This window comes from Aestuariibius violaceus (assembly GCF_040779325.2).
Lineage (GTDB): Bacteria > Pseudomonadota > Alphaproteobacteria > Rhodobacterales > Rhodobacteraceae > Aestuariibius > Aestuariibius violaceus.
This window is the reverse complement of record NZ_JBFONT020000002.1, coordinates 579,564-603,219: the sequence shown is the minus strand read 5'-3', so window position 1 is coordinate 603,219 and position 23,656 is coordinate 579,564. Positions and strand designations below refer to the sequence as shown.

General features: G+C 63.9%; 24 protein-coding genes. 12 read left to right on the top strand and 12 right to left on the bottom strand.

The features are described 5' to 3' along the window. Window positions 1–37: 37 nt before the first annotated feature. Both AADZ90_RS10195 and AADZ90_RS10190 read left to right on the top strand, forming a co-directional pair. Entirely contained in the window at window positions 38–805 is a 768-nt protein-coding gene (locus AADZ90_RS10195) for a hypothetical protein (protein WP_411996992.1), read from the top strand. A 154-nt stretch (window positions 806–959) separates the two neighbouring features. Continuing rightward, on the top strand, window positions 960–1,124 hold the full coding sequence (locus AADZ90_RS10190; protein WP_367309888.1) for a hypothetical protein: 165 nt from the start codon (window positions 960–962) through the stop codon (window positions 1,122–1,124). Between the two features lie 23 nt (window positions 1,125–1,147). Here AADZ90_RS10190 and map read toward each other — a convergent pair whose 3' ends face one another. The 3 genes from map to pepN form a co-directional block, all read right to left on the bottom strand. Next, window positions 1,148–1,960: a type I methionyl aminopeptidase gene (map, locus tag AADZ90_RS10185; RefSeq protein WP_367309887.1), complete on the bottom strand. Its 813-nt coding sequence runs from the start codon at window positions 1,958–1,960 to the stop codon at window positions 1,148–1,150. After that, complete coding sequence (locus AADZ90_RS10180; protein ID WP_367309886.1) at window positions 1,929–2,135, bottom strand: ParD-like family protein; 207 nt, start codon at window positions 2,133–2,135, stop codon at window positions 1,929–1,931. The genes map and AADZ90_RS10180 overlap by 32 nt, the downstream gene beginning before the upstream one ends. A 99-nt stretch (window positions 2,136–2,234) precedes the next feature. Further along, complete coding sequence (gene pepN, locus AADZ90_RS10175; RefSeq protein WP_367309885.1) at window positions 2,235–4,796, bottom strand: aminopeptidase N; 2,562 nt, start codon at window positions 4,794–4,796, stop codon at window positions 2,235–2,237. Between the two features lie 95 nt (window positions 4,797–4,891). On the opposite strand from pepN, the gene AADZ90_RS10170 reads away from it, so the two are divergent. Both AADZ90_RS10170 and AADZ90_RS10165 read left to right on the top strand, forming a co-directional pair. Continuing rightward, window positions 4,892–5,092 (top strand): hypothetical protein, encoded by a 201-nt coding sequence (locus AADZ90_RS10170; RefSeq protein WP_367309884.1) that lies wholly within the window; start codon window positions 4,892–4,894, stop codon window positions 5,090–5,092. Window positions 5,093–5,094: 2 nt separating this feature from the next. Continuing rightward, complete coding sequence (locus AADZ90_RS10165) at window positions 5,095–5,247, top strand: DUF2256 domain-containing protein (RefSeq protein WP_367309883.1); 153 nt, start codon at window positions 5,095–5,097, stop codon at window positions 5,245–5,247. A gap of 214 nt (window positions 5,248–5,461) precedes the next feature. On the opposite strand, the gene AADZ90_RS10160 is transcribed toward AADZ90_RS10165, so the two are convergent. After that, a complete protein-coding gene (locus AADZ90_RS10160) occupies window positions 5,462–5,887 on the bottom strand; it encodes a GlcG/HbpS family heme-binding protein (RefSeq protein ID WP_367309882.1) in 426 nt (141 codons plus the stop codon). Between the two features lie 356 nt (window positions 5,888–6,243). Between AADZ90_RS10160 and AADZ90_RS10155 the strand changes: the two genes are divergently transcribed. Both AADZ90_RS10155 and AADZ90_RS10150 read left to right on the top strand, forming a co-directional pair. After that, entirely contained in the window at window positions 6,244–6,537 is a 294-nt protein-coding gene (locus tag AADZ90_RS10155; RefSeq protein WP_367309881.1) for a hypothetical protein, read from the top strand. 10 nt (window positions 6,538–6,547) lie between these two features. Next, window positions 6,548–7,717, top strand: coding sequence for a M10 family metallopeptidase (locus tag AADZ90_RS10150; protein ID WP_367309880.1), 1,170 nt, complete (start codon window positions 6,548–6,550; stop codon window positions 7,715–7,717). A gap of 33 nt (window positions 7,718–7,750) precedes the next feature. Here the strand turns inward: AADZ90_RS10150 and AADZ90_RS10145 are convergent, their stop codons facing one another. Next, complete coding sequence (locus tag AADZ90_RS10145) at window positions 7,751–8,644, bottom strand: LysR family transcriptional regulator (protein WP_367309879.1); 894 nt, start codon at window positions 8,642–8,644, stop codon at window positions 7,751–7,753. A gap of 97 nt (window positions 8,645–8,741) precedes the next feature. Between AADZ90_RS10145 and AADZ90_RS10140 the strand changes: the two genes are divergently transcribed. After that, entirely contained in the window at window positions 8,742–9,359 is a 618-nt protein-coding gene (locus AADZ90_RS10140; protein WP_367309878.1) for an FMN-dependent NADH-azoreductase, read from the top strand. A gap of 45 nt (window positions 9,360–9,404) precedes the next feature. Beyond that, window positions 9,405–10,160, top strand: coding sequence for an SDR family oxidoreductase (locus AADZ90_RS10135; protein ID WP_367309877.1), 756 nt, complete (start codon window positions 9,405–9,407; stop codon window positions 10,158–10,160). Window positions 10,161–10,725: 565 nt separating this feature from the next. Here the strand turns inward: AADZ90_RS10135 and AADZ90_RS10130 are convergent. Both AADZ90_RS10130 and AADZ90_RS10125 read right to left on the bottom strand, forming a co-directional pair. Then, window positions 10,726–12,882 carry a malate synthase G gene (locus tag AADZ90_RS10130; RefSeq protein ID WP_367309876.1) on the bottom strand — a complete coding sequence of 719 codons (2,157 nt, stop codon included), beginning with the start codon at window positions 12,880–12,882 and terminating at the stop codon, window positions 10,726–10,728. A 77-nt stretch (window positions 12,883–12,959) separates the two neighbouring features. Continuing rightward, window positions 12,960–13,127: a hypothetical protein gene (locus AADZ90_RS10125; protein WP_367309875.1), complete on the bottom strand. Its 168-nt coding sequence runs from the start codon at window positions 13,125–13,127 to the stop codon at window positions 12,960–12,962. A gap of 190 nt (window positions 13,128–13,317) precedes the next feature. Between AADZ90_RS10125 and AADZ90_RS10120 the strand changes: the two genes are divergently transcribed. Both AADZ90_RS10120 and AADZ90_RS10115 read left to right on the top strand, forming a co-directional pair. Continuing rightward, a complete protein-coding gene (locus AADZ90_RS10120; protein ID WP_367309874.1) occupies window positions 13,318–14,094 on the top strand; it encodes a gamma-glutamyl-gamma-aminobutyrate hydrolase family protein in 777 nt (258 codons plus the stop codon). Between the two features lie 427 nt (window positions 14,095–14,521). Continuing rightward, window positions 14,522–15,196 (top strand): D-lyxose/D-mannose family sugar isomerase, encoded by a 675-nt coding sequence (locus AADZ90_RS10115; protein ID WP_367309872.1) that lies wholly within the window; start codon window positions 14,522–14,524, stop codon window positions 15,194–15,196. Here the strand turns inward: AADZ90_RS10115 and AADZ90_RS10110 are convergent. From AADZ90_RS10110 to AADZ90_RS10100, 3 genes are read right to left on the bottom strand one after another with little or no spacing between them, the layout of a single operon-like run. Next, window positions 15,181–15,666 carry a GNAT family N-acetyltransferase gene (locus tag AADZ90_RS10110; protein WP_367309871.1) on the bottom strand — a complete coding sequence of 162 codons (486 nt, stop codon included), beginning with the start codon at window positions 15,664–15,666 and terminating at the stop codon, window positions 15,181–15,183. The two genes, AADZ90_RS10115 and AADZ90_RS10110, sit on opposite strands and share 16 nt — an antisense overlap. Next, a complete protein-coding gene (gene kynU, locus AADZ90_RS10105; RefSeq protein ID WP_367309870.1) occupies window positions 15,663–16,856 on the bottom strand; it encodes a kynureninase in 1,194 nt (397 codons plus the stop codon). The genes AADZ90_RS10110 and kynU overlap by 4 nt, the downstream gene beginning before the upstream one ends. A gap of 10 nt (window positions 16,857–16,866) precedes the next feature. Next, window positions 16,867–17,628 (bottom strand): SDR family NAD(P)-dependent oxidoreductase, encoded by a 762-nt coding sequence (locus AADZ90_RS10100; protein ID WP_367309869.1) that lies wholly within the window; start codon window positions 17,626–17,628, stop codon window positions 16,867–16,869. A gap of 188 nt (window positions 17,629–17,816) precedes the next feature. Here AADZ90_RS10100 and AADZ90_RS10095 point away from each other — a divergent pair, with 188 nt between their 5' ends. Together AADZ90_RS10095 and AADZ90_RS10090 are read left to right on the top strand one after the other, a co-directional pair. Beyond that, the gene (locus AADZ90_RS10095; RefSeq protein ID WP_367309868.1) at window positions 17,817–19,391 is read left to right on the top strand and encodes a Re/Si-specific NAD(P)(+) transhydrogenase subunit alpha; all 1,575 of its coding nucleotides are present in this window, start codon (window positions 17,817–17,819) and stop codon (window positions 19,389–19,391) included. Window positions 19,392–19,404: 13 nt separating this feature from the next. Beyond that, entirely contained in the window at window positions 19,405–20,838 is a 1,434-nt protein-coding gene (locus tag AADZ90_RS10090) for an NAD(P)(+) transhydrogenase (Re/Si-specific) subunit beta (RefSeq protein WP_367309867.1), read from the top strand. Here the strand turns inward: AADZ90_RS10090 and AADZ90_RS10085 are convergent. Both AADZ90_RS10085 and AADZ90_RS10080 read right to left on the bottom strand, forming a co-directional pair. Continuing rightward, a complete protein-coding gene (locus tag AADZ90_RS10085) occupies window positions 20,835–21,368 on the bottom strand; it encodes a pseudouridine synthase (protein WP_367309866.1) in 534 nt (177 codons plus the stop codon). The two genes, AADZ90_RS10090 and AADZ90_RS10085, sit on opposite strands and share 4 nt — an antisense overlap. A gap of 409 nt (window positions 21,369–21,777) precedes the next feature. After that, window positions 21,778–23,586 (bottom strand): purple acid phosphatase family protein, encoded by a 1,809-nt coding sequence (locus tag AADZ90_RS10080; RefSeq protein WP_367309864.1) that lies wholly within the window; start codon window positions 23,584–23,586, stop codon window positions 21,778–21,780. Window positions 23,587–23,656: the final 70 nt, after the last annotated feature.

The following is a 23,656-nucleotide window of genomic DNA, read 5'->3' as shown; positions in this document are numbered from 1 at the left end:
TTCCATGACAAGCCCCCGATTTTTCCACCATCGAAGAATGCGAAGTCTGTCAACGAAGATGTATCGCGCGGTCACTATCCTGACAGCCCTCGCCTGTTTCACCGTTGCAGCATCGGGTCAGACCAGTTCCCCCGAGAAGATTTTCACCTCCCTGGAGCATCGCTATGTCTCTGGCCCGCCTTTCACCATCGGGCTCGATCACGCGTTCTTCATCGACCTGACGAAAAACGCCCCTTGCAATGCACAAGCTCTGGCCGATGCGATCACGAACGATCGCGGTCGAGCCTCCTGCGAGGTCAACGATAGCAATTGTCGTCATTACTGGGCCGACGCCGTCGTGAATGCCTGCTTTTTTCCGATGACGCCCCATCATGTCTGCGATGATCTCAACCGCGAGGAAGCTAAGGCAGAGTATGAGCTTTGCGTCCTGAATGTCATCGCCAGGGAGGCCTACTTTGCGGGAGGGTCACTGGATGGTACCGAAGACGGCCCTAGACCGTTCCCGACGGTGAGGGACTTTCTGAACCTCGCCGTCGAGACCGCCGATATTCTGGACGCGTCCTATCCGTCGGAGGATGATATCCGCAGTATGGCCGATCTTAGCCTGCCGGATCGCGGGCGTCTGAGAGAGGCCATTGTGCCGGTTTATGACAGGTTCTTTCGCAGCGAGAGCTGCCGTAGCGAGTTCCATGTCCTGCTGGTGAAAGTAGAAGTCAGATCCGCTCTGTGCAGCTATGAAGGGGTTCAGATGCAGCTCCGCCGCATCATACGACGCGCCGCCGACATCTATTCCATCATCGACTGACGCTTTCGACCCGGATGTCGGTCGATGGATGCTGCAGGATAAGCTGTGTTCGAAGTCAGAATGCATGTGATATAAATACGTCCAGCAGAACCGCTTTTTTTCATCCCGAACAAAGAGTTACAGACCGATTCTCAACAAGCGCTAGACGTCGCGCATGGATGCTCTCTCGATCAGCTTCTACGCGATCGTCTGCGGATTTCTCGGCGTCGCCATCCCGCCACGGCTCGCGCCGCTCCTGCGGTTCTGCCTCGGCGCCGGCGTTGGCGTGGCGGCCCCTCCTATCCTGACAGGGATCAGATCGCTCTTTGGCGGCTACTGACGCCCCCGGGATCGGACATTGACCTAAGCAATCCGTTCCAGCATCGGCGTCTCATCGGTGCGCAACGTCAACACCTCGACCCCCTTCCGGGTCACCGCGACCGTATGTTCGAACTGGGCCGAGAGCTTTCGGTCCTGCGTCACGACGGTCCACCCATCTTCCTCGGTCTTCACCTTGCGGCTTCCCTGATTGACCATCGGCTCGATCGTGAAAACCATGCCCTCCTGCAACCGCATACCACTTCCCCGCTGACCGAAGTTCAGCACGTTGGGCTTTTCGTGCATCCTCCGGCCGATCCCGTGTCCGCAATACTCGCGCACAACGGAACAATTGTGCCGCTTGGCATAGCGCTCGATCGCGTGGCCGATATCCCCTAGATGCCCGTCCGGGCGCACCTGCCTGATCCCCTGCCAGAGGGCGCCCTGGGCGATCCGGACCAGCCGTCTTGCCGCGGCCGACGCATTCCCGACCACATAGGTCTTGCTGGAATCCGCGATGAACCCGTCCTTTTCCAGCGTGATGTCGAGGTTGATGATATCGCCGTCGTGGACGATCTCGTCCTGGTCCGGAATGCCGTGGCAGACCACGTGATTGATCGAACAGTTCAGGACGAACTGGAATCCGTACTGGCCCTTGCTCGCAGGACGGGCGGCCAGATCGATGGTGATGAACGCCTCGACCAGATCGTTGATCTGCAAGGTCGACATGCCAGAGAGATCCTGCCTGTCCAGCATCTCGAACACGCTGGCCAGCAGGCGCCCCGACTTGCGCATCAGGGCGAGCTCGTCCGGCGTCTTGACCATGTCAGGCGGCGTCGACGGTATCGAGGCCGACATCCGCGGCCTTCAATTGCATCGCCACGATCTCGTTGAACGACAGCGCCGGATTGCTTTCCGCCAGCATCCCGATCTTCATCCAGAACTCGGCCTGCGCATTGATCGAGCGGCACATGACGGCGCTCGCCTTGCGCACCTCCTGATGCAGCTCCTCGCCGATCTTCACGATGCCCATCTCGGCCTCCTATCTGCAATATGAAACATATACGTTTCATATACAACAAAGGCCGGTCCGGCAAGCTGCAGCTCGGCTGCCCCTCCCGGTCAGGATCCGCTAGTCGTCATCGCCACGGATCCGCGTCATCATCTCGGTCAGATCCCGCGACAGGCCCTCCGTCCCGAGAATCCGGTCGAGCTGGGCCTTGATCAGATCCTGCCGCTTGGGATCGTACCGCTTCCACGTCTCGAACGCGGTCGAGGTGCGGGCGGCGGTCTGGGGGTTCTTTTCGTCCAGCCGGATCAGCCAGTCGGCCAGGAATTCATAGCCCGCGCCGGTCGCGTCGTGGAAGCCAGCCGGGTTGCTCACCAGACCGCCCATCACCGCGCGGAAGCGGTTGGGGTTGGTCCAGTCGAAATCCTCCCGCTCGGTCAGGGCCCTGGCGGTGCCGACCGCCGCCTCGGGCGGGGCGAGGCTGATCTGGATGGCGTACCACTTGTTCATCACAAGCCGGTCATGCTTCCAGTCGCTCTCGAACCGGGCCAGCGCCTCGGCCCCTTCGTCGATCTGCAAAAGGCTGCCAAGGGCGGCCAGACGGTTCGTCATGTTGTCTGCTTGGTCGAACTGGGCCCGCGCCGCCGTGCCCCCGTCAAGCCGCGACAGAAGCGTCAAAAGCCCGTTGGCAAAGGCGCGCCGCCCCGCATCGGCGGCCTCCGGGCTGTAGGCGCCATGCACCTGCATCCCCCGGAAGAGCCGCGGCAGATCCGGCTCGAAATGGGCGGCCATGCGGGCGCGCAGCGTATCGGCGGCGCGGTTGACCGACAGCGGCTCCGGGTGGCGGCCATAGTCGAAGATCGCCTGCGCGATCTCCTCTTCCGACGGCTGGCGCAGGATCAGCGCGCGATAGGCCGGATCGAGGCTGTCATCGACCAGGAGCCCGTTCAGGGCATCGAGATATTCCTCCCCCGGTCCAAGGCCCCCCGTCGCCAGCGCCGTCAGCGCATCACGGGTCAGCGACCGCGCCGCTTCCCACCGGTTGAAACTGTCGGTCTCGTTGGCCAGCAGGAACAGCCGGTCGTCGGTGCGTGACGTGTCGTCGATGATCACCGGCGCCGAGAAATCCCGGTTCAGCGACACGACCGGCTTGCGGTCATGCCCCCGCGTGCGGATCTCGATCCGGGGTTCCGTCAGTTCAAGCAGCACGTCCTCGCCGAATTGCTGCCCCGTATCGGGATCGAAAAGCGCGAAGAGCAGCGGGATATGCATCGGCTTCTTGTCCGCCTGCCCGGGCGTGTCGGGCACCGATTGCTCCAGCACCAGCGTGTGCGTGCCCTCCTCGAACGTCTCGGTCACCGTGATCTTCGGTGTCCCGGCCTGACTGTACCACAGCATGAATTGCGACAGATCCCGGTCGGCCGCATCCTCGAACACCTTGATCCAGTCCTCGATCGTCGCCGCATCCCCGTCATGGCGTTCGAAATAGAGGTCGAGCGCCTTGTAATAGGTCTCATCGCCGACGATCCGCTTGAGCATCCCGATCAGCTCCGCGCCCTTTTCGTAGACGGTGACGGTGTAGAAGTTGTTGATCTCGACAAAGCTCTCGGGCCGCACCGGATGGGCGAGCGGCCCCGCATCCTCGCGGAACTGGCGGGCGCGCAGAAGGATCGCATCCTCGATCCGCTTCACGGGGGCGGACCGCATGTCGGCCGTGAACTGCTGGTCGCGGAAGACCGTCAGCCCCTCTTTCAGGCAGAGCTGGAACCAGTCGCGGCAGGTGATCCGGTTGCCGGTCCAGTTGTGGAAATATTCATGAGCGACAATCGCCTCGATCCGCTCGAAATCGGCGTCGGTCGAGGTTTCGGGCGAACAGAGCACGGCAGAGGCGTTGAAGATGTTCAGCCCCTTGTTCTCCATCGCGCCCATGTTGAAATCGTCGACGGCAACGATGTTGAAGATGTCGAGGTCGTATTCGCGGCCGTAGATATCCTCGTCCCATTTCATCGACTTCTTCAGCGAATTAAGCGCCCAGCCGCATTTGTGCTCGTCCCCCTTGCGCACCCAGACGGCCAGCTGCACCTCGCGGCCCGATTTGGTGATGAAGGTGTCGTGGACATCCACCAGCTCCCCAGCGACCAGCGCGAAAAGGTAGGCGGGCTTGGGCCAGGGGTCGTGCCATTCGGTGAAGCCCTCGCCACGTTCCTTCAGGTTGCCGTTCGACAGAAGCACCGGCAGGTCGCTTTCGATCCGCACGGTGAAGGGCGCCATCACGTCGGGCCGGTCGGGATAGTAGGTGATCCGGCGGAATCCCTGCGCCTCGCACTGGGTGCAATACATCCCGTTCGAGAGGTAAAGCCCTTCCAGCGCCTTGTTGTCCTCGGGGTTGATCTCGACGACCGCCTCCCAGGTGAAGGCGTCATTCGGGGCGGCGACGACCAGCCCGTCCTCGACCATTTCGGGATCGACCCGTGTCCCGTCGATCTTGGCCGAGATCAGAGTCAGCCCCTCGCCATGCAGACGGAACCCGGTCTCTTCGCTGTCGGGGTTCGGCTTGAACCGGATCCGGCTCGTGACCCGCGTCGCCTTGGGGTCCAGCTGGAAGGTCAGATGCACGTCTTCGACCAGATGCGACGGTGGACGATAATCGGCGAGGTGGATGCGTTGCGGTGCGGCGTCTTTCATGGATCTTCCCTCGCGGAACCGGGTGTTCGGCCGCACGTTAGGTTCATGAACGGCGGGCGGCAAGCCGCGCCGGAACCAAGTAAGGGGACCATAGAATGTCTGCACCGGATACTGACGTTGAGAAACAGGAAAAGCGGCACAAGGGCCCGCTGATCGGCATCGCCGCAGCCGTGGCGTTTGGCGTCGGCCTGATCGTTCTGCTGAGCGTCATTGTCGTTTCGCGCGGGGACGAGCCCGTGGGCGCCGATGAACAGATCGACGGCCGCACCGGCACCGTCGAGGAGGTCAGCCAGTAGCCATGCCCCGCACGGGCGGCAAGGCTGTGCGCAAGGGCGACCTGCCGCAGAAGGTTTGCGCCGCCTGCGGGCGGCCTTTCGCGTGGCGCAAGAAGTGGGCGCGGGTCTGGGACGAGGTCCGCTATTGCTCGGAGAAGTGTCGCAGGGGCGGGTAGGAAATCAGCGCAGTAGAGAAAAGAGGGCAGCGCCCGACCCGACGGGGCGGGTATGATCTAACCGCGCCCTTTCTCAAATGCATTGTTGTCGAGCTACTTGTACCGTTGCAAAAGCGCCCGCCCAGTGGGGGCGGGTCGGGCGCTGCCCGGCGTTGCCGCCGGGCGGGGGCTCTGAGCTGCGTCAGACAGAAAAGGCGAGCCAGCTAGGAGAGGCTCAAGCCGCCCCGTCCAGCCCCGCCGCCGCAATCCCGGCCATCCCGGCCTCCGCATCGTTGTCCGAGGTGTCACCTGTTACCCCCACGGCCCCGATCACCGCATCCCCATCCTTGACCAAGATCCCGCCCGGCACCGGCACCACCTGCCCGCCGAAGACCCCGTTCACCGCGGCCATGAAATACGCCTGCTGCTCGGCCCGCGCCATCTGTGCGCTCCCCGGCATGCCCAGCATCACCGCGCCATAGGCCTTGCCCTGGGCGATCCCGAATCGCCCGGGCGAGGCGCCATCCTCGCGCTCGAACGCCTTCACGTGCCCGCCGGTGTCCAGCACCACGACCGACAGCGGCTTCAGCCCCATCTCGCGCCCCTTTGCGATCGTTTCGCGCACGATCGTCCGTGCCTGCTCCAGCGTGATCTCGGCCATGTTGCCTCCCTTGAGTTCATCCGTCCCCATCTAGGGCAGGATCACCCGCAAAGACCAGCCGGTCATGCGTCCCAAAGCCAGCAAGGATCGGCCCAGCACCAGCCCCGCATTTGCAGCAGCGAATCCGCGCCGGGTGCACCCTGCCGCAACCGCGACTTCGCGCTGAAATCGGCGCCCGATAGGCTCGATGCTCTACAGCCCCCGCCGTCCCGGTCTACCCCTGCACATGTGGGCAGGGGGCGCCCCGCAAACCTAACGTGGCACAGGCAACCGCAATGACCGGACACCGCAGAACGCGCGCACTCGTGGCCGGCCTCGGCGTCGTCGCGGGGGCTTTCCCTATCGGAGCAGACACCATGGCTTCCCCTTTGACCTGCAAGGTTACCGCAGACACGGAAGATGGCACGGCGCTGGCCAACACGCTCTGCGCGGCGCTGTCCGACAGGCTCGCGGCGCAGGAGGATCCAATGATCCTGCACGTCACCGCCCATTCTCCCGTGCTGATCGAGGCCCAGCTTTCCGATGCGACCGGCGAGCCCTTGGGCGATCCGGTTCAGCTCTCGGTCGTCGACAGGACGCTGTCCGCCCCGATGATGGACCAGTTTGCGGACACGCTCGCCACCCACGTCACCGGACCACCATCCGACTAGGAGCGGACACATGCATCACGACCACGACCACGAGGCCGGCCTATCCGGCCCCGAAAGCACATTCGCGCCCGACCAGCCGCGCAGCCTTGAGGGCATTGCCAACTTCATCCGGGCCGAATTCTGGAGCCCCCGGCAATTCGATACCGGCTCCGAGAACGAGATCACGGTGAATCTCACCGGCCTCACCGCCGAAGCGCAGGTGCTCGCCCGCGAGGCGCTGGAGGCCTGGGCCGACGTCACCGGCATCACCTTCACCGAGACGACCGGTCAGGCGCAGATCACCTTCGACGACGAGGACAGCGGCGCCTACGCCTTCAGCTCCATCTCGAACGGAGAGATCCTGTCATCCAACGTCAACATCAGCACCGACTGGATCGCCGCCTACGACACCGGCTTCGACAGCTACTCGTTCCAGACATATATCCACGAAATCGGCCACGCGCTCGGCCTCGGCCATGGCGGCTTCTACAACGGTTCGGGCCGCTATCCCGACGACGCCGACTATGCCAATGACAGTTGGCAGGCGACCGTGATGTCCTACTTCTCCCAGACCGAGAACACCTTCGTCGACGCGAGCTTCGCCTTCGTCACGACCCCCATGCCGGCGGACGTGATCGCCGTGCAGGACATGTACGGCACCGCAACCGACACCCGCACCGGCGACACGACCTACGGCTTCAACGACACGACGGGCGAGGCGCGGCTGGATTTCACCAGCTTCGATATGCCCGTCACGCTCACCATCGCGGATTCGGGCGGCGAGGATACGATCGACCTGTCGGGCTACGGCTCCGACCAGACGATCAACCTCAACGACCAGACCTATTCCGATTACGGCGGTGGCACCGGCAACCTCGCGATCGCGCGCGATACCGGGATCGAGAATGCGGTCGGCGGCAGCGGCGACGACACGCTGATCGGCAACGAGCTTTCGAACGAGCTGACCGGCGGGGCAGGGGCCGACACCTTCGTCTTCGACGACGAGGGTTTCGGCACTGACACGATCACCGATTTCGAGACCGGCATCGACGATCTCGCCTTCGAGGATGGGGCCGACCTCTCCGATTTCGACCTTTCCGACACCGACGGCGGTGCGCTCCTTGTCGCCGCCGACGGCTCCTCGATCTTGATCGAGGATGTCATGGCAAGCGAGCTTACCTCCCAGTCCTTGTTTGCCTGACACAAGACCCCGGTCCCGCAAGGGGCCGGGGCACTACCGCAGCCGCTCGGCCAGAAAATCGATCACCGCGCGTACCTTCGCGGGCAGGTAGGCCCGGCTCGGATAGAGCAGCCAGGCGCCGGTCTCAAAGGCCGTCGCCGTCACTTCGTGCGCGGGGAAAAGATCCACCAGCCGCCCCGCCGCCAGATCCTCGCCCGCGAAATGCACGGCGAGCAGCCCCACGCCGACACCCTCCAGCACGGCCCGCCTCAGCGCCAAGGCGTTCGAGATCACGAACGTCCCGCCCACCGGAACCTCCTCCACCGCGCCGTCCGCATCGCGGAACAGCCACCGTGTGCGGAACCCCGGCAGGTCGTAGCGCACGCAGTCGTGGCCGCTCAGCTCCGCAGGCCGCTCCGGGCGCCCGAACCGCTCCAGATAGGCGGGCGCGGCGCAGACGCGGTAGCGCGTCGTCATCAGCCGCCGGCTGATCAGATCGCCTTCGGGGGCCGGGGCCAGCCGGACGGCCAGGTCGATATTCTCGCCCACCAGATCGACGTTCTGATCGGTCAGCACCAGGTCCAGCGTGACCTCCGGCAACGCCTCCCGGACGGCCGCCAGATGAGGCACGATGCACTCATACCCGAACGCGACCGACGCGGTTAGCCGCACCCGCCCCTTGGGCCGCGTTCGCGCTTCCAAGGCCGCCTCCCGCGCCTGATCGAACTCTTCGACCAAAGGCCCGACCCGGCGCAGAAACGTCTCTCCCGCCTCCGTCACCGACAGGCGCCGCGTCGTCCGCTGAAAGAGCCGCAGGTCCAGATCCCGCTCCACCCCCGCGACGACCCGCGAGACCGTCGACGGGTCCATATCCAGCACCCGCGCCGCCGCCGCAAAGCTCCCCTGCTGCGCGACCAGCGACACGATCCTGAGCGCTTCGATCTCCATTCGTGCAGAAAATGCACGAGCAACATGCCATGGCAAGCATTTTTCGCAAATCCCGCACGGGCTAGCCCTCTTCCATCACAACCGAAAGGCCAGCCCCATGCCCCACCTCCTTCGCATCGACGCCTCGACCCGCACGGACGGCTCGTTCTCCCGCACCCTCGGCGACCGGGCCGAGGCCCGTTGGCGTGCCGCCAATCCCGGCGGCACCGTCACCACCCGCACGATCACCGACGGCTCCATCCCGCCCATCGCGCAGGACACGATCACCGGCTTCTACACCCCGCCCGAGGCCATAACCGACGACCTGCGCGCCGCCACGGCGCTGTCCGACACGCTTATCGCCGAGCTTCAGCAGGCCGACACGCTGCTACTGACCACGCCGATCTACAACTTCACCGTGCCCGCCGCGCTCAAGGCCTGGATCGACCAGATCGTCCGCATCGGCCATACCTTCGCCTATGAGGACGGCAGCTTCCGCGGTCTGGTCCAAACCCGCCGTGCCATCGTCGCCTGCGCCTACGGGGCCGAGGGGTATCTGAACGACGGCCCGCTCGCCGGCGCCGATTTCCTCGCGCCTTATCTCAAGTTCCTGCTTGGCTTCCTCGGGATCGAGGATATCCAGATCGTCGGGATCGAGGGCACGACCGGCGACCTCGCCGCGCTCTCGCAGAAAGAGGCGCAGGCCATCGCCGCCATCGAAGCCCGCGCCGCCTGAGCCAGGCACCACCTGAAACAGGCCCTGCCTGAGAAAGGAAACGACATGACAGACCTCACCGGCAAGACCGCCATCATCACCGGCGCGAGCCGCGGCATCGGCGAAGCCACCGCTCGCCATTTCGCCGAACAGGGGGCCAACGTCGTCCTCGCCGCCCGCTCCGAAGGCGCCATCACGGCCATCGCGGACGAGATCGGCGGCACCGCCATCGCGACCGACGTGGCTGATTACGCCGCCGTCGCCGCGCTGGTCGACCGGACGGTTCAGGCCCATGGCGGCCTCGACATCCTGGTCAACAATGCCGGCCTGATCGACCCCATCGCCCGCCTCGCCGACAGTGACCCGGCCGAGTGGGCGCGGGTGGCCGACGTGAACTACAAAGGCGTCTATCACGGCCTGCGCGCCGCGATCCCCGCGATGCTGGAACGCGGCGGCGGCACCGTCATCAACATCAGCTCCGGCGCCGCCACCGGCGCGCTGGAAGGGTGGAGCCACTATTGCTCGTCCAAGGCCGCCGCCCTGTCGCTCACCCGCTGCGCCGACAAGGAGTACCGCGACGACGGGATCCGCGTCATCGGCCTCAGCCCCGGCACCGTGGCGACCGAAATGCAGCGCGAGATCAAGGCGTCCGGCCTCAACCCCGTCAGCCAGCTGGAATGGGAGGCGCACATCCCCCCCGACTGGGTCGCCAAAGGCATCGCCTACCTCTGCGGCCCCGGCGGCGACGCCCACCGCGGCACCGACTTCTCACTCAAGACCAACGAAGGCCGCGAGGCGGTCGGTCTGCCGCCGGTGGGGTAGGGCGGGGGCACCCCGCCGCCGCCCCGTCCAACCCGTCCCGGCCTCGCGCCGGGACCTCCTTTGAGGAGGAAAAGTATGGTTTCAACAGGAGCCAGCGTTCTCCATCCCTTCCCGCCCGGCCCCCGGCCGGGGCAGCGCCTGCCTGCCCCCCGGCAGGCGCTTTCACCCTCTCGACTACCGAAATGGTGCATCTCCGCACGACCCACCTGCCATCGGAGTCGTTTCGCCGAAACGCCCGCCCAGGCAGGCGCTGCCCGACCTCGCCACCCTTCACTCGACCCGGAAACAATTCCGCCCGTCCGCCGCATTGTCCACGCTGTTGCGCTGCAGTGCGGCAGAACGCTCCGTTACCGGGCTCCTCGTCGGAAAAATGCCCGACAAAAGTCCGACGTAAAGCCGACGGGATGCCGACACGGCAAATCGGCCTGTTTTGCCTGCATTAACGAACGATTCGCAGGGTCAGTCGGGGAAAGGTCGTCTCACCCCCCGCCCGCACCCGTCACGATCGCTTCAGACCTGTGGCACCCGCGGTGATGTAGGGTGGGGTTTCACCCCACCACGCCCCTCACCGCGCCGCTTTCAGCTCCAGCCGCCGCTGGTGCAGAACAGGCTCCGTATAGCCCGAGGGCTGCTCGCGCCCCTTGAAGACAAGGTCGCACGCCGCCTGAAAGGCCAGCCCGTCAAAGCCGGGCGCCATCGGCTCATAGCTTGGATCGCCCGCATTCTGCCGGTCCACGACCTCGGCCATCTTGCGCATGCCCTTCATCACCTGATCGCGCGAGATCACTCCGTGATGCAGCCAGTTCGCCAGCGCCTGGGAGGAGATCCGGCAGGTCGCGCGATCCTCCATCAGGCCTATGTCATTGATATCAGGCACTTTCGAGCATCCGACCCCTTGATCGATCCAGCGCACGACGTAGCCGAGGATGCCTTGCGCGTTGTTCTCGATCTCGCGCGTGATCTCCTCCTCCGACCAGTTTCGCCCCTCTGCGACCGGGATGGTCAGCAGGGCCTCGAGCGTCCCTCGAGGGCCACCGGCCTTCAACTCGTCCTGACGGGCCAGGACGTCGACTTCATGGTAATGCGTGGCGTGCAAGGTGGCCGCCGTAGGCGAGGGCACCCAGGCGCAGGTCGCGCCCGCCTTCGGGTGGCCGATCTTTTCCTCCAGCATCGCCTCCATCCGGTCGGGCATCGCCCACATCCCCTTGCCGATCTGGGCCTTGCCCTTGAGGCCGCAGGCGAGGCCAATGTCGACGTTGCGCGCCTCGTAGGACTGGATCCAGTCGGTGCCCTTCATCGCGCCTTTCTCGATCATCGGGCCTGCTTCCATCGAGGTATGGATCTCGTCTCCGGTGCGATCGAGGAAGCCGGTATTGATGAAGCAAACCCTGGACTTGGCGGCCCGAATGCATTCTTTCAGATTGGCCGAGGTGCGCCGTTCCTCGTCCATGATCCCGATCTTCACGGTGTTGCGCGGCAGGCCCAGCATGTCCTCGACCCGGTCGAAGATCTCCACGGCGAAGGCCACTTCCTCGGGCCCGTGCATCTTGGGCTTCACAACATAAACGCTGCCGGTTTCCGAGTTCCGGGGCCCTTCCGTTTTTTTCAGATCATGCATCGCGATCAGCGTGGTGAAGGCCGCATCCATCAGCCCTTCGAACACCTCCGCGCCGTCCCCGTCGAGGATGGCCGGATTGGTCATCAGATGCCCCACATTCCGGACCAGCATCAGCGACCGGCACTTCACCGGAAAGGGCGCGCCATCGGGCGCCGTATAATCGAAATCCCCGTAGAGTTCGCGCGTGATCGTCTCGCCGCCCTTCTGGAAGGTCTCTTTCAGGTCGCCCTTCATCAGCCCCAGCCAGTTGCGGTAGGCCAGCGCCTTGTCCTCGCCATCGACGGCAGCGACGGAATCCTCGCAATCCATGATGGTCGAGACGGCGGATTCCAGGTTCACGGCGGCCAGCCCGGCCGGGTCATCCTTGCCGATCTCGTTGTCGCGGTTGACCAGCAGTTCGATCCGCAAGCCGTTGTTCTGCAGAAGAAACGCCTTGAAATCGCCCATGGTCGCATGGCCGAGGAATTTCGTCGGATCGGCCAGCCCGGTCGACGTCTCGCCCTGCTGAACGACGAACCCGCCAGCGGCAAAGCTCAGCTCGGTTGCATCGCTCCACGAGCCGCTCTCAAGTGGCGCGGCGCGATCCAGAAATTCCTTCGCCCAGGCGATCACCTTCGCCCCGCGCGCCTTGTCATAGCCGCCGCCCGAGGGCAGATCGCCCAACGCATCGGTGCCGTAAAGCGCGTCGTAGAGGTTGCCCCACCGCGCATTCGCCGCATTCAGCGCGAAGCGCGCATTCATGATCGGCACGACCAGCTGCGGTCCGGGCAGGGCGGCGATCTCGGGGTCGGTATTCGCGGTCTCGATCTCGAAATCCGGCCCTTCGTCAACGAGATAGCCGATCTCTTTCAAGAACGCCCGATAGGCGTCCGCATCATGCGGCTTGCCACGCCGCGCGATGTGCCAGTCGTCGATCTGGCTTTGCAACTCGTCCCGCCGCGCCAGCAGCGCGCGGTTCTTCGGCGTCAGGTCACGGACGATCCCGGCGAACCCGTCCCAGAAGGCACCGGCCTCGATCCCGGTCCCGGGAAGGGCCTCGCCTTCGAGAAAATCCGCCAGATGCCGGTCCACCTGCAATCCGGCCCGTTCCACGCGATCAACCATGCGACCCTCCCTGTCGTTCTCCTTGTCGGAGCTAGCGACAATCGGGGCCTTAGGCAACGGCAGCGCGGGTCAGAGGCTCAGTGGCCGTCGAACAGCCAGTCTTCCAACGCCTCTTCGGGAACTTCGGGGTCGTCTTCGCCGAACTCGAATTCCAGCGGATCGGGGGCATGCAGATAGGCTTGCGCCCGCATCTCTTCCTGTTCCTCGATCCGCCGGACGGCGTCGTAAATGAACGCATTTTCCATCGGTAACACTCCACTCAAATACCAACATGCGCACCAAGGCGCATTATCAGTGTGCCCCGGATCACCCGCACCTGACGAGTAAGGTTGCCCCTACTTTCTGTGCATTCCCCTTAGGATGACTCTACTAAAATTGAGGTTTTCCAAGCGCCGCGCCGCGCCTATCTTCGGCCGGAACACATCAGGAGGTCTCATGGCACGGCCCATCGTCGGCATCATCGGTAACTCGTACATGATCAATGACGAATATCCCGCCCATGCAGGCGGCACGATCAACTCGTCCGCCGTCGCCGAGGTCTCGGATTGCGTGCCGATGCTGATCCCGGCCGACCCGGCCTATGTCAGTGTCGACGAACTGATGGAGGTCTGTGACGGCTTCCTCTTCACCGGTGGGCGCCCCAATGTGCATCCCGAGGAATACGGCGAGGACGAAACGCCCGCCCATGGCGCCTTCGACCGCAATCGCGACGCCATCACCCTGCCGCTGATCCGCAAACTGGTGGATCGTGGCCAGCCCTTCCTTGGCATTTGCCGAGGGTTTCAGGAGGTCAACGTCGCGATGGGCGGCGCGCTCCACCCAGAGATCCGCGATCTGCCTGGCCGCGACAATCACCGGATGCCCCCCGACGGGACGTTGGAGGAAAAGTTTGCCCTCCGCCACGTCGTGACCCTGCGCGAAGGCAGTCCGTTCGTGGACCTTTTCGGTGCGCGTGAGGTGATGACCAACTCGCTTCACGGTCAGGGGATCAAGCGGCCAGGCGCACGGGTCTCGATCGACGGCCATGCGCCCGACGGCACGCCAGAGGCGCTGCATATCGAAGGCGCAACGGGCTTTACACTGTCGGTCCAGTGGCACCCTGAATGGAACGCCGCCTGCGACCCGGTCTCCCGCCCTTTGTTCGAGGCGTTCGGCGACGCCGTCCGCGCCTGGGCTGACCTGCGCCAGCATCGCACATTGCTCAGCGCCTAGTGTTGCGCGGGCGGGCACGATTGCCCCCACCCGCCGCGTTAATCAATTCATAGCAAGTGGGCGCCATGGTCCCCGGCGACGATCGCGGTAATCCTCACGGCGGTCGTAGACATCCTCGATCCGATCGATCGGGCCGCGATCGTACCGCTCGTCAATGCGATCTTCGATCCGATCTGCCCGGTGGTTTCGCCGATGGTCGTCAAATCGGTCGCCCGGGCCGTCACTGTTCTGGAGCAGAAGAGGTATCGGCGGGTGCCGGTCATCCGAAAGAACCGGGGTTGCAAGAAGTATCATTGCAAGTGCAGTGCTGAAAAGCTTCATGGATTTTGCCTTTCCTGGCGTTTCCGATGAGCTTTGAACGGTATCTGTGAAGACTTCCGTCGGACGATGCGCGAAGATCCGCAGAACACTGTCGTGGGGTGGAAATATGAAACGGAGCGAAATCAACAAGATAATGGCCGAGGCCGAAGAGATGATCGCGCGGTTCGGGTTCCAGCTGCCGCCCTTCGCCTGGTGGACGCCCGACCGGTTCAGGGCGCCCGAAGCCCAAGTGATCGTCGACCGGCGCTGCGGCTGGGACATCACCGATTACGGTCAGGGCCGGTTTGGCGAGATGGGGCTGTTCCTCTTCACGCTCCGCAACGGACGGCTGGAGGATCTGCGCGCCGGACAGGGCATGTGCTATGCCGAGAAGCTGCTGATTTCAAAGAAAGATCAGCTTTCTCCCATGCACACCCATGTCATCAAGGCCGAGGATATCATCAACCGCGGCGGGGCGACCCTGGCGGTGGAACTCTACGGGTCTGACGCCGAGGGCCGCTTCGATGAAACCGCGGGCGGCACCGTGATGTGCGATGGCATCCCCAAAGACTTCGCGCCGGGCGAGGTGCTGAAACTCGCGCCCGGCGAAAGCGTGACGCTGATGCCCGGCGATTGGCACGCCTTCTGGGGGGACGGTGGCCATGTGCTGATCGGGGAGGTCTCGATGGTGAACGACGACGAGACCGACAACATCTTTCGGGAGCCCATCGGACGCTTTGCGGAGATCGAGGAAGACGAAGACCCACGGCACCTTTTGGTAAGTGATTACAAAAGCTTGTAGGGTCGTTCCATCGCATAGGCCGGCAAGGTAGCCTCCCCCCGCGTCTGCGGATCTTCCGCCGTGACGACCCAGCCGCGCCGCTCCAGAAACGGCCGGGCATAGAGAGAGGCGCGCGTCGTCAGCCGCTCCGGCAGGGGATCGGTCAGCCCGTCGAGCAGAGCATCGTGAAGGCGCCCGGCCAGACCGCTCCGCCGCTGGTTCGGTGCAACGAACAGCAGGTCCAGATACCCGTCCCGCCGGATCGTTCCAAAACCGGCGAGAACGTCGATCTCGGGCAGGACCTCGAAAGCCATGATCGTGATATGGTCGGCCAATCGATCCCGCCACTCCGGTCCCGGCGCAGGCGAGGGCGACCAGGCGCTGCGCTGGTCCGCGTCATAAAGCTCCGCCGCGCCGATGCGGATCGCGTCGTGCATCAGACGGCGGGCAGAAGCCGCCTGATCCAGCTTGAAAGGGCGAAGCTCGATCACGTGACGGCCTTGACCTCGCGATGCTCCGGCAGATCGTAGGCGCGAGTTTTCATTACGGTTTCAATACGTTCAGTGGCAGTTCTGATATCAGCTTCATCCAGATACAGCGGCGTGATCCCGAAGCGAAGAATGTCCGGCGCGCGGAAGTCTCCCACCACGCCATCTGCGATCAGCGCCTGCATAATCGGGTAGCCGTCCGGGTGCCGGAACGATACCTGACTGCCACGATGGCGCGCATCCCGTGGGGAGGCGAGGGTCAGGTCCGGACAGCGCGCCTCCACCTCGTTTATGAAGAGATTTCCAAGAGTTGCGGCCTTTTCCTCCAGAGCTGCGAGATCGACGCCATCCCAGATATCGAGCGCCGCATCGAGCGCCGCCATCTGCAGAACCGGCGGTGTCCCCACGCGGAACCGCTCGATCCCCAGACCGGCGCGATAGGCTGGCTCGAAGGCGAAGGGGGCAGCGTGGCCGAGCCACCCGGCAAGGATCGGTTCGGTCTTCTCTGCATGCTGCGGGGCAACCGAGATAAAGGCAGGCGCGCCTGGCCCGGCATTGAGGAACTTGTATGTGCAGCCGACGCAGAAATCCGCTCCGGTCCCGATCATGTTTACAGCAATCGCCCCGGCGGAGTGCGCGAGATCCCAGACAGTTAGCGCGCCCTTCTCATGTGCAGCAGCCGTCAACCCGGCCATATCGTGTCGACGCCCTGTCCGGTAATCGACCTGAGTGAGCATGAGAACCGCCACGTCTTCGCCCAAGTGATCTGCGACCTCCTCCGGCGCAACGGCCTTGAGGACATGGCCCTGCCCAAGCGCATCGAGAAGGGATTGCGCCATGTAGAGATCAGTCGGGAAATTCCCCATGTCAGTCAGCACAATTCTCCGGTCCGGACGCAGCGCAAGGGCCGCCGAAAGCGCCTGAAAGACCTTGATCGACAGGGTATCGCCGATGGTCGTCGTCCCCGGCGCGGCACCGATCAGACGGCCGATGCGGTCTCCCAATGCGGTGGGTTGATCCATCCAGCCGCACTTGGTCCAACCGCCGATCAGCTCTGCGCCCCATTCGGCCTCGACCGCCTGCGCAATCCGGGCGGGTGCCGATTTGGGCAGTGGCCCCAGAGAGTTACCGTCCAGATAGACGACCCCCTCTGGCAGGTGAAATAATGTCTTGGTTTCGGCGAAATCGGTCATTGGCGGTCCGTCACGCGATCTGACCGCCGGCAATCTGGATCGTCTGGCCGTTGACCGACCGCGCGCCCTCGGAGCAAAGCCAGTGGGCGGACGCGGCAACCTCGTCGACCTGCAGAAGCGTCCGGTGACGATTGCCTTTGGCCATGTAAGCCGTCGCCTCTTCCTCGGTAATTCCCTGGCGCTTGGCGATCGCCTTGGCCTGGTTTGTGACGATGTCCGTCTCAACATAACCCGGACAGATCGCATTGAAGGTGATCCGGCTGCCCATATACTCTTCCGACAAGCCCCGGATGAGCCCGATCATGCCGTGCTTGGAGACGGTATAGGGGATCGCCCCTTTCAGGCCGTGGACGCCGGCGATGGAGGAGACAACGATCATCCGTCCCCAATCGTCGCGTCCCAAGGTGGCAAGGGCGGATTGCAACGTCAGGAAGGCGCCATCGAGATTGATCGACATCATCCGACGCCAATCGTCGAGAGCGACCGAGGCGAAGGGCTGTCCTTCGGCAATCCCGGCATTGGCAACGCAGATCGATATCGGGCCGCGCGCCTTGGCAGCATCGGCGATGCCCTGTCGAACGCTGTCTTCGTCAGAAACATCCATCTGCAGCGCATGAAGGCGATCATCCTCAGCTGCGAGCTGATTGAGGAGGTCCGTCCGGCGCCCGGTGATCGTCACGGTCGCTCCGTCGTCCGCGAGGCTCCTGGCGATCGCCAGCCCGATGCCCGCATTCCCGCCGGTGACGAGTGCGTGACGCCCTTGATGCTCCATCTGGTTCCTCCCGAGGTTGTGGTGAGAGTGGCCTGCCGCCCGGAGAAGGACAAGGGTTGGAACGCCACATCCTAAGGGCATGCGACGGTATTCTCTTTTGATCGCAAACTGGCCGACTTGTGAAAGAAAATTACCTTGGCTAATCAAGGCGTGGCCCCGCGGCCAACGGATGAAGGAGACTGCCCCCCATGAAGATCGGAACGCCGAAGGAAACGGCCGAGGGCGAAGCCCGGGTCGCGATGACCCCGGCCAGCGCCAAGGAGCTGCAGAAGCTGGGGCATGAATGCTTGATTGAAGCGGGCGCGGGCAAGGCGGCCGGGTTCAATGACGCGGCCTACAAAGAGGTCGGCGTGACCGTCGTCAAAAGCGGAGCGGAGCTGTTTCGTGAGGCGGAGGTGGTCGCCAAGGTGCGCCCGCCGAGCGATACGGAGGCGAAGCGGCTGAAGGAGGATCAGACGCTTGTCTCGTTCTTCTATCCGGCCTCGAACGAGGACCAGATGAAGGGCCTTGCCGAGAAGGGCGTGACGGTCGTCGCCATGGATATGGTGCCGCGGATCAGCCGGGCGCAGAAGATGGATGCCCTATCCTCGATGGCGAACATCGCTGGCTACCGCGCGGTGATCGAGGCCGGGAACAACTTCGGCCGCTTCTTCACCGGGCAGGTGACGGCGGCGGGCAAGGTGCCCCCGGCGAAGGTTCTGGTGGTGGGTGCTGGCGTCGCGGGGCTGGCGGCGATCGGGACGGCGACGTCGCTGGGCGCCATCGTCTACGCGTTCGACGTGCGGCCCGAGGTGTCCGAACAGATCGAGTCGATGGGGGCGGAGTTCGTCTTCCTCGACTTCGAGGAGAGCGGTCAGGATTCGTCGTCCACCGGGGGCTACGCAGCGCCGTCGAGCCCAGAGTTCCAGGAAAAGCAGCTGGAGAAGTTCCGCGAAATGGCGCCTGACATGGACATCGTCATCACGACGGCCCTGATCCCGAACCGGGATGCGCCGGTTCTCTGGACCAAGGATATGGTCGAGGCGATGAAGCCCGGATCGGTGATCGTGGACCTTGCCGCCGAGCGGGGCGGGAACTGCGAGCTGACCGTCAAGGATGAAAAGATCGTCACGGATAATGGCGTGACCATCGTGGGTTACACGGATTTCCCAAGCCGGATGGCCACCCAATCGTCGACGCTTTATGCCACGAATATCCGGCATCTCATGACCGATCTGACGCCCGAGAAAGATGGCGTCGTCAATCACAACATGGAAGACGACGTCATCCGCGGCGCCACTGTCACCCATGGTGGTGAGGTAACATATCCGCCGCCGCAGCCGAAGGTGGCGGCCATTGCTGCGGCGCCAAAGAAAGAGAAGCCGAAGGAGCTGACGCCGGAAGAGAAGAAGGCGCAGGAGGTTGCTGCGTTCAAGGCGCAGACCAAGCAGCAGGTTACGCTGCTGGCCATCGGTGGCGGGCTTGTGCTTCTGGCCGGTCTCTATGCGCCGGCGAGCTTCATGCAGCACTTTATCGTCTTCGTGCTGGCGGTCTTCGTGGGCTTCCAGGTCATCTGGGGCGTCGCGCATTCGCTGCATACGCCGCTCATGGCGATCACCAATGCGATCTCGTCGATCATCATCCTTGGCGCGCTGATGCAGATGGGGTCTGGGTCCTGGCTGGTGGTCATCCTGGCTGCGATCTCGGTCTTCATGGCCGCCATCAACATCTTTGGCGGCTTCCTCGTGACACGGCGCATGCTCGCCATGTTCCAGAAATCGTAAGGGACCAGGGTCAATGGATTTCGGATTCACCTTCGCCGCTTATGCGGTCGCCGCTGTTCTCTTCATCCTCGCGCTTGGCGGGCTGTCGAACCAGGAAAGCGCCAAGCGCGCGGTTTGGTATGGTATTGTCGGCATGGGCGTGGCGGTGCTTGCCACGCTTATCGGACCGGGCGCAGGGCTCTGGCTGCTTTCGCTTATCCTGATCGCGGGCGGTGCAGCTGTCGGGTATCAGCTCGCAACGCGGGTCGAAATGACGCAGATGCCCGAACTTGTCGCGGGCATGCACGCGCTGGTCGGGCTGGCTGCGGTCTTTGTCGGCTTCAACGCCGACTGGACCATCGGTCTGGTCGAGGCCGCCGCTCGGACGGGTGAGACGGCCACCGGCACCTTTGCCGAATTGGTCGCCTCGAAGACCCCGGTCGAGATCAATATCCTGCGCATCGAGCTTTTCCTTGGCATCTTCATCGGCGCGGTGACCTTCACCGGGTCGGTCGTCGCCTATGGGAAGCTCTCGGGGCGCGTGACATCGGCGGCCGAGAAGCTGCCCGGTGGGCATCTGCTGAACATCGCAGCCGCCGCGATCGCGGTTCTCTGCCTCTTCTGGTATCTCGGAAGCGGGGCGTTCTTCCCGCTGTTCTTGGTCGCGGTCGCAGCGCTCTTCATCGGTTACCACCTGATCATGGGCATCGGCGGGGCCGACATGCCCGTCGTGATCTCGATGCTGAACTCCTATTCGGGATGGGCCGCGGCGGCGATCGGGTTCTCGCTTGGCAATGACCTTCTGATCGTCGTGGGCGCCTTGGTCGGCTCGTCCGGTGCGATCCTCAGCTACATCATGTGCAAGGCGATGAACCGGTCTTTCATCAGCGTGATCTTGGGCGGTTTCGGTGGAGCAACCGGAGAGGCTGCGGAAATCGAGGGCGAGCAGGTCGCGATAGAGGCTGATGGCGTAGCCTCGGCCCTCGACGAGGCGGACAGCGTGATCATCGTGCCGGGATACGGCATGGCCGTGGCACAGGCGCAGCAGAGCGTTTCGGAGCTGACGCGGAAATTGCGGGCGGCGGGTAAGGAGGTTCGGTTTGCCATCCACCCGGTCGCCGGCCGACTTCCGGGGCATATGAATGTGCTACTGGCGGAGGCGAAGGTGCCGTATGACATCGTCTTGGAAATGGATGAAATCAATGAAGATTTCCCGGATACCGACGTCGTCATCGTCATCGGCTCGAATGACATCGTGAACCCGGCCGCGCAGGAGGATCCGAATTCACCGATCGCGGGCATGCCGGTGCTGGAGGTGTGGAAGGCCAAGCAGGTCTTCGTGTCGAAGCGGGGGCAGGGAACGGGGTATTCCGGGATCGAGAACCCGTTGTTCTACAAGGACAATACCCGGATGTTCTATGGTGACGCCAAGGCCTCGGTCGACAAGCTGCTGCCACTTCTGACCTAGACCTCGCGCCACTCTCCCGGCGCGAGCCCGTCGAGGGTCCACTCGCCCACGCTCCAGCGAACGAGGCGGAGGGTGGGGTGGCCGATCGCGGCGGTCATGCGGCGGACCTGGCGGTTGCGGCCTTCGGTGAGGGTGAGCTCTAACCAGCTGTCGGGAATGGATTTTCTGACGCGGATGGGCGGATCGCGGGGCCAGAGGTCGGGGTCCGGGATGAGGCGAGCCTTAGCGGGGCGGGTGGGTCCGTCCTTGAGGGTCAGGCCGGTGCGGAGCCTTTGCAGGGTCTCCTCCGAGGGGAGGCCCTCGACCTGGGCGAGATAGGCCTTGGGGGTCCGAGCCCTGGGGCTCGTCAGGCGGGCCTGGAGGCGGCCGTTGTCGGTGAGGACGAGGAGGCCTTCGCTGTCGCGGTCGAGCCGCCCGGCAGGATAAATGCTTGGGATGTCTATGAAATCCTTGAGCGTCTTGCGACCATCTCCATCAGTGAACTGGGAGAGGACGTTCATCGGTTTGTTGAAGAGCAGGATGCGGGTCATTGTGCGCAGGCTGGGGTGATCGCGTATGGGAGTAAAGGGGAGGGCGCTCTGCCGTGCCATAAGCGTTAAGCGAGGATTGACTGAACGGACGGTGGCGCGCGGGGGGCGACAGGGCGAGGGGCCGCGAATCATCCGTTAATGCTGATTTTTTTCCCGGAAATGGCCGCGTCGGCATTCCGTCGGCATTGCGTCAGCTTTCTGTCGGACAACGCGGCGCAATAGATCCGCCTTAACGGTGCGTTCTGCTGCGGTGCAGCGCAACGTTTGGGCAATCCGATGAAAGCGGCAGGATTGTTTCCGCGGCGATTGGTGGGCAGATTGCCCACCCTTCGTTGGGGTCAAGCCGTTATGTGCGGCTTCCTGTCACAGGGAGGGCGAGCGGGATGGCCCATCCTCCGTTCGTGGGGTCTCAGTCTTCGATCTCAATCCGGTCATGCTCTATCCCGTCGACATCGTAGGCGCGGTAGATCATGCGGTCGTCGTCGCGCATGACGTCGATGATCTGGAACATTTGCCGCTTTTCCACGGATCGCTCGATATAGTCGTGGCTGTCGATCTCGTAGAACTTCTCTCCCGCGCTGGAGACGACATAGTAGATGCCGCCGTCATCGACCGTCGAGACCTCGCCGCCCAGCATCGGGTGAGTGCGCATATAGGCGTGGTCGTGGCCTTGGAAGACCATCGAGATGATATCGTTCTGCTCCCAGATGGGCATCCAGTTTTCGGTGATGCGGCCGTAATAGCGGCCCGGGCGCGACGTGTAGGCGGCGTGGTGGGTGAAGACGAAGGAGAAGTCGTCGTCGGCCTCTTCCAGCGCCGTTGGCAGCCAGTCGCGCTGTTCGCCATTCCAGGCATTGCTGTCGAGCATGATGAAGGTGTTGCCGCCGAATTCGAAATGGTAGGCGAGCCCAGCCGGGATGCCCTCGGGCCCGTTGTCGGGCAGGCGGAAGGTGGCGCGGTAATAGGCGGGATCGTCATCGGGCAGGTATTCGTGATTGCCCGCGATCGGCGCAAGCGGGATCGACCGGCCCGCATCGCCGAGGGCGGCGAAGAAATCGTCCCATTGATCGGCGTCGTTGCCGCGGCTGACGAGGTCGCCACCGAAGATCAGAAGGTCGATATCGGGACGCATCCGCATGAGCGTGTCCATGACGCTTTCAAACCGGTCGAAGCCTTCCTGGACGTCGCCGATGAAGGCGAAGGACATCGGGTGTTCGCCGCTGCGCGCCGTCTCGAACGTGGCGGCGGAGGACCAGCCGGTTGCGTCGGAGCCGACGGCGTAGGTGTAGTGCGTCCCACGTTCCAGACCATCGAGGAGCACGCTGTGGCGGTGGATTGCCGTCTGGTTCACCACGCGGGGGCTTTCGACGAGCGCGGTGTCGGCGGGGAAGATCTGCGGGTCCGGGCGGTTTGGCGCGTTATACGCCTCGGCCAGCCAGAGCGCGACGGATTGGCCCGTGACAGAGGTATCGGTGCGCCAGTTCACCGCCATCTGTTCGCGCGGGTCTTCGGCGATTGTCAGAAAGATCTGGTCGGGGCGGGCGGTCGCCGGGTGATCGGTTTCATGAAACGCACCGTAAATTGCAGCGGCGGGGCGGCGGTCGGACGGGGTGCGGATCAGCGTCATGCCTTCGAGTTCGGGCGAGACGGCGTCGAGCGTGACGGAGCGGTCGACATAGGTCAGCGCGCCGCGTTCCAGGGTGCCGGTATCGAGATAATCGGGCGCGAGGTTCGCGACCTCGGCCGGGGCGATCTGACCCTGGGGGGTGACGCCGATGAAGTAGTGTTCGCGGACCACGCGCAGGGCATGGATGCCAAGCCCGATCTCGCCCGCCGGGTAGTCGCGGCGCCAGACGTCGAAGTCGCGCTGGTAGGCTTCGGCCGAGAAATCGGTGCGGTCGAAGCCCTGGTCGGCGAGCCAGAAGGGTTCGTTCACCTCGTCAAGGCGGGTATCGCGGAAGATGTAGACCGTGACGGGGGCATCCACCGTGAAGGTGATGTAGCCGGTTGCGAAAAGGGCGCGCTCGTCCTCGGTGAGGAGGGCTTCGAAATCGCTGGGATTGGCATCGGTGATCTGTTCGGGGGCAAGGGTCTGCAGGAAGCGCGTCTTGATCGCTTCGGTCGCCTCGGCGATCGGGTCGGCCAGGGCATCGTGAGGGAGCGAGAAACAGGTCACCGCGGAAATCACAAGGACAGTGAGCGCGCGCAAGGATGTCATCGGGGGTCTCCAAGGGGTTGATGTCCCTTGGTAGAAGTCGTGGCCAACGGATTTGTGACAGATTGCCGGG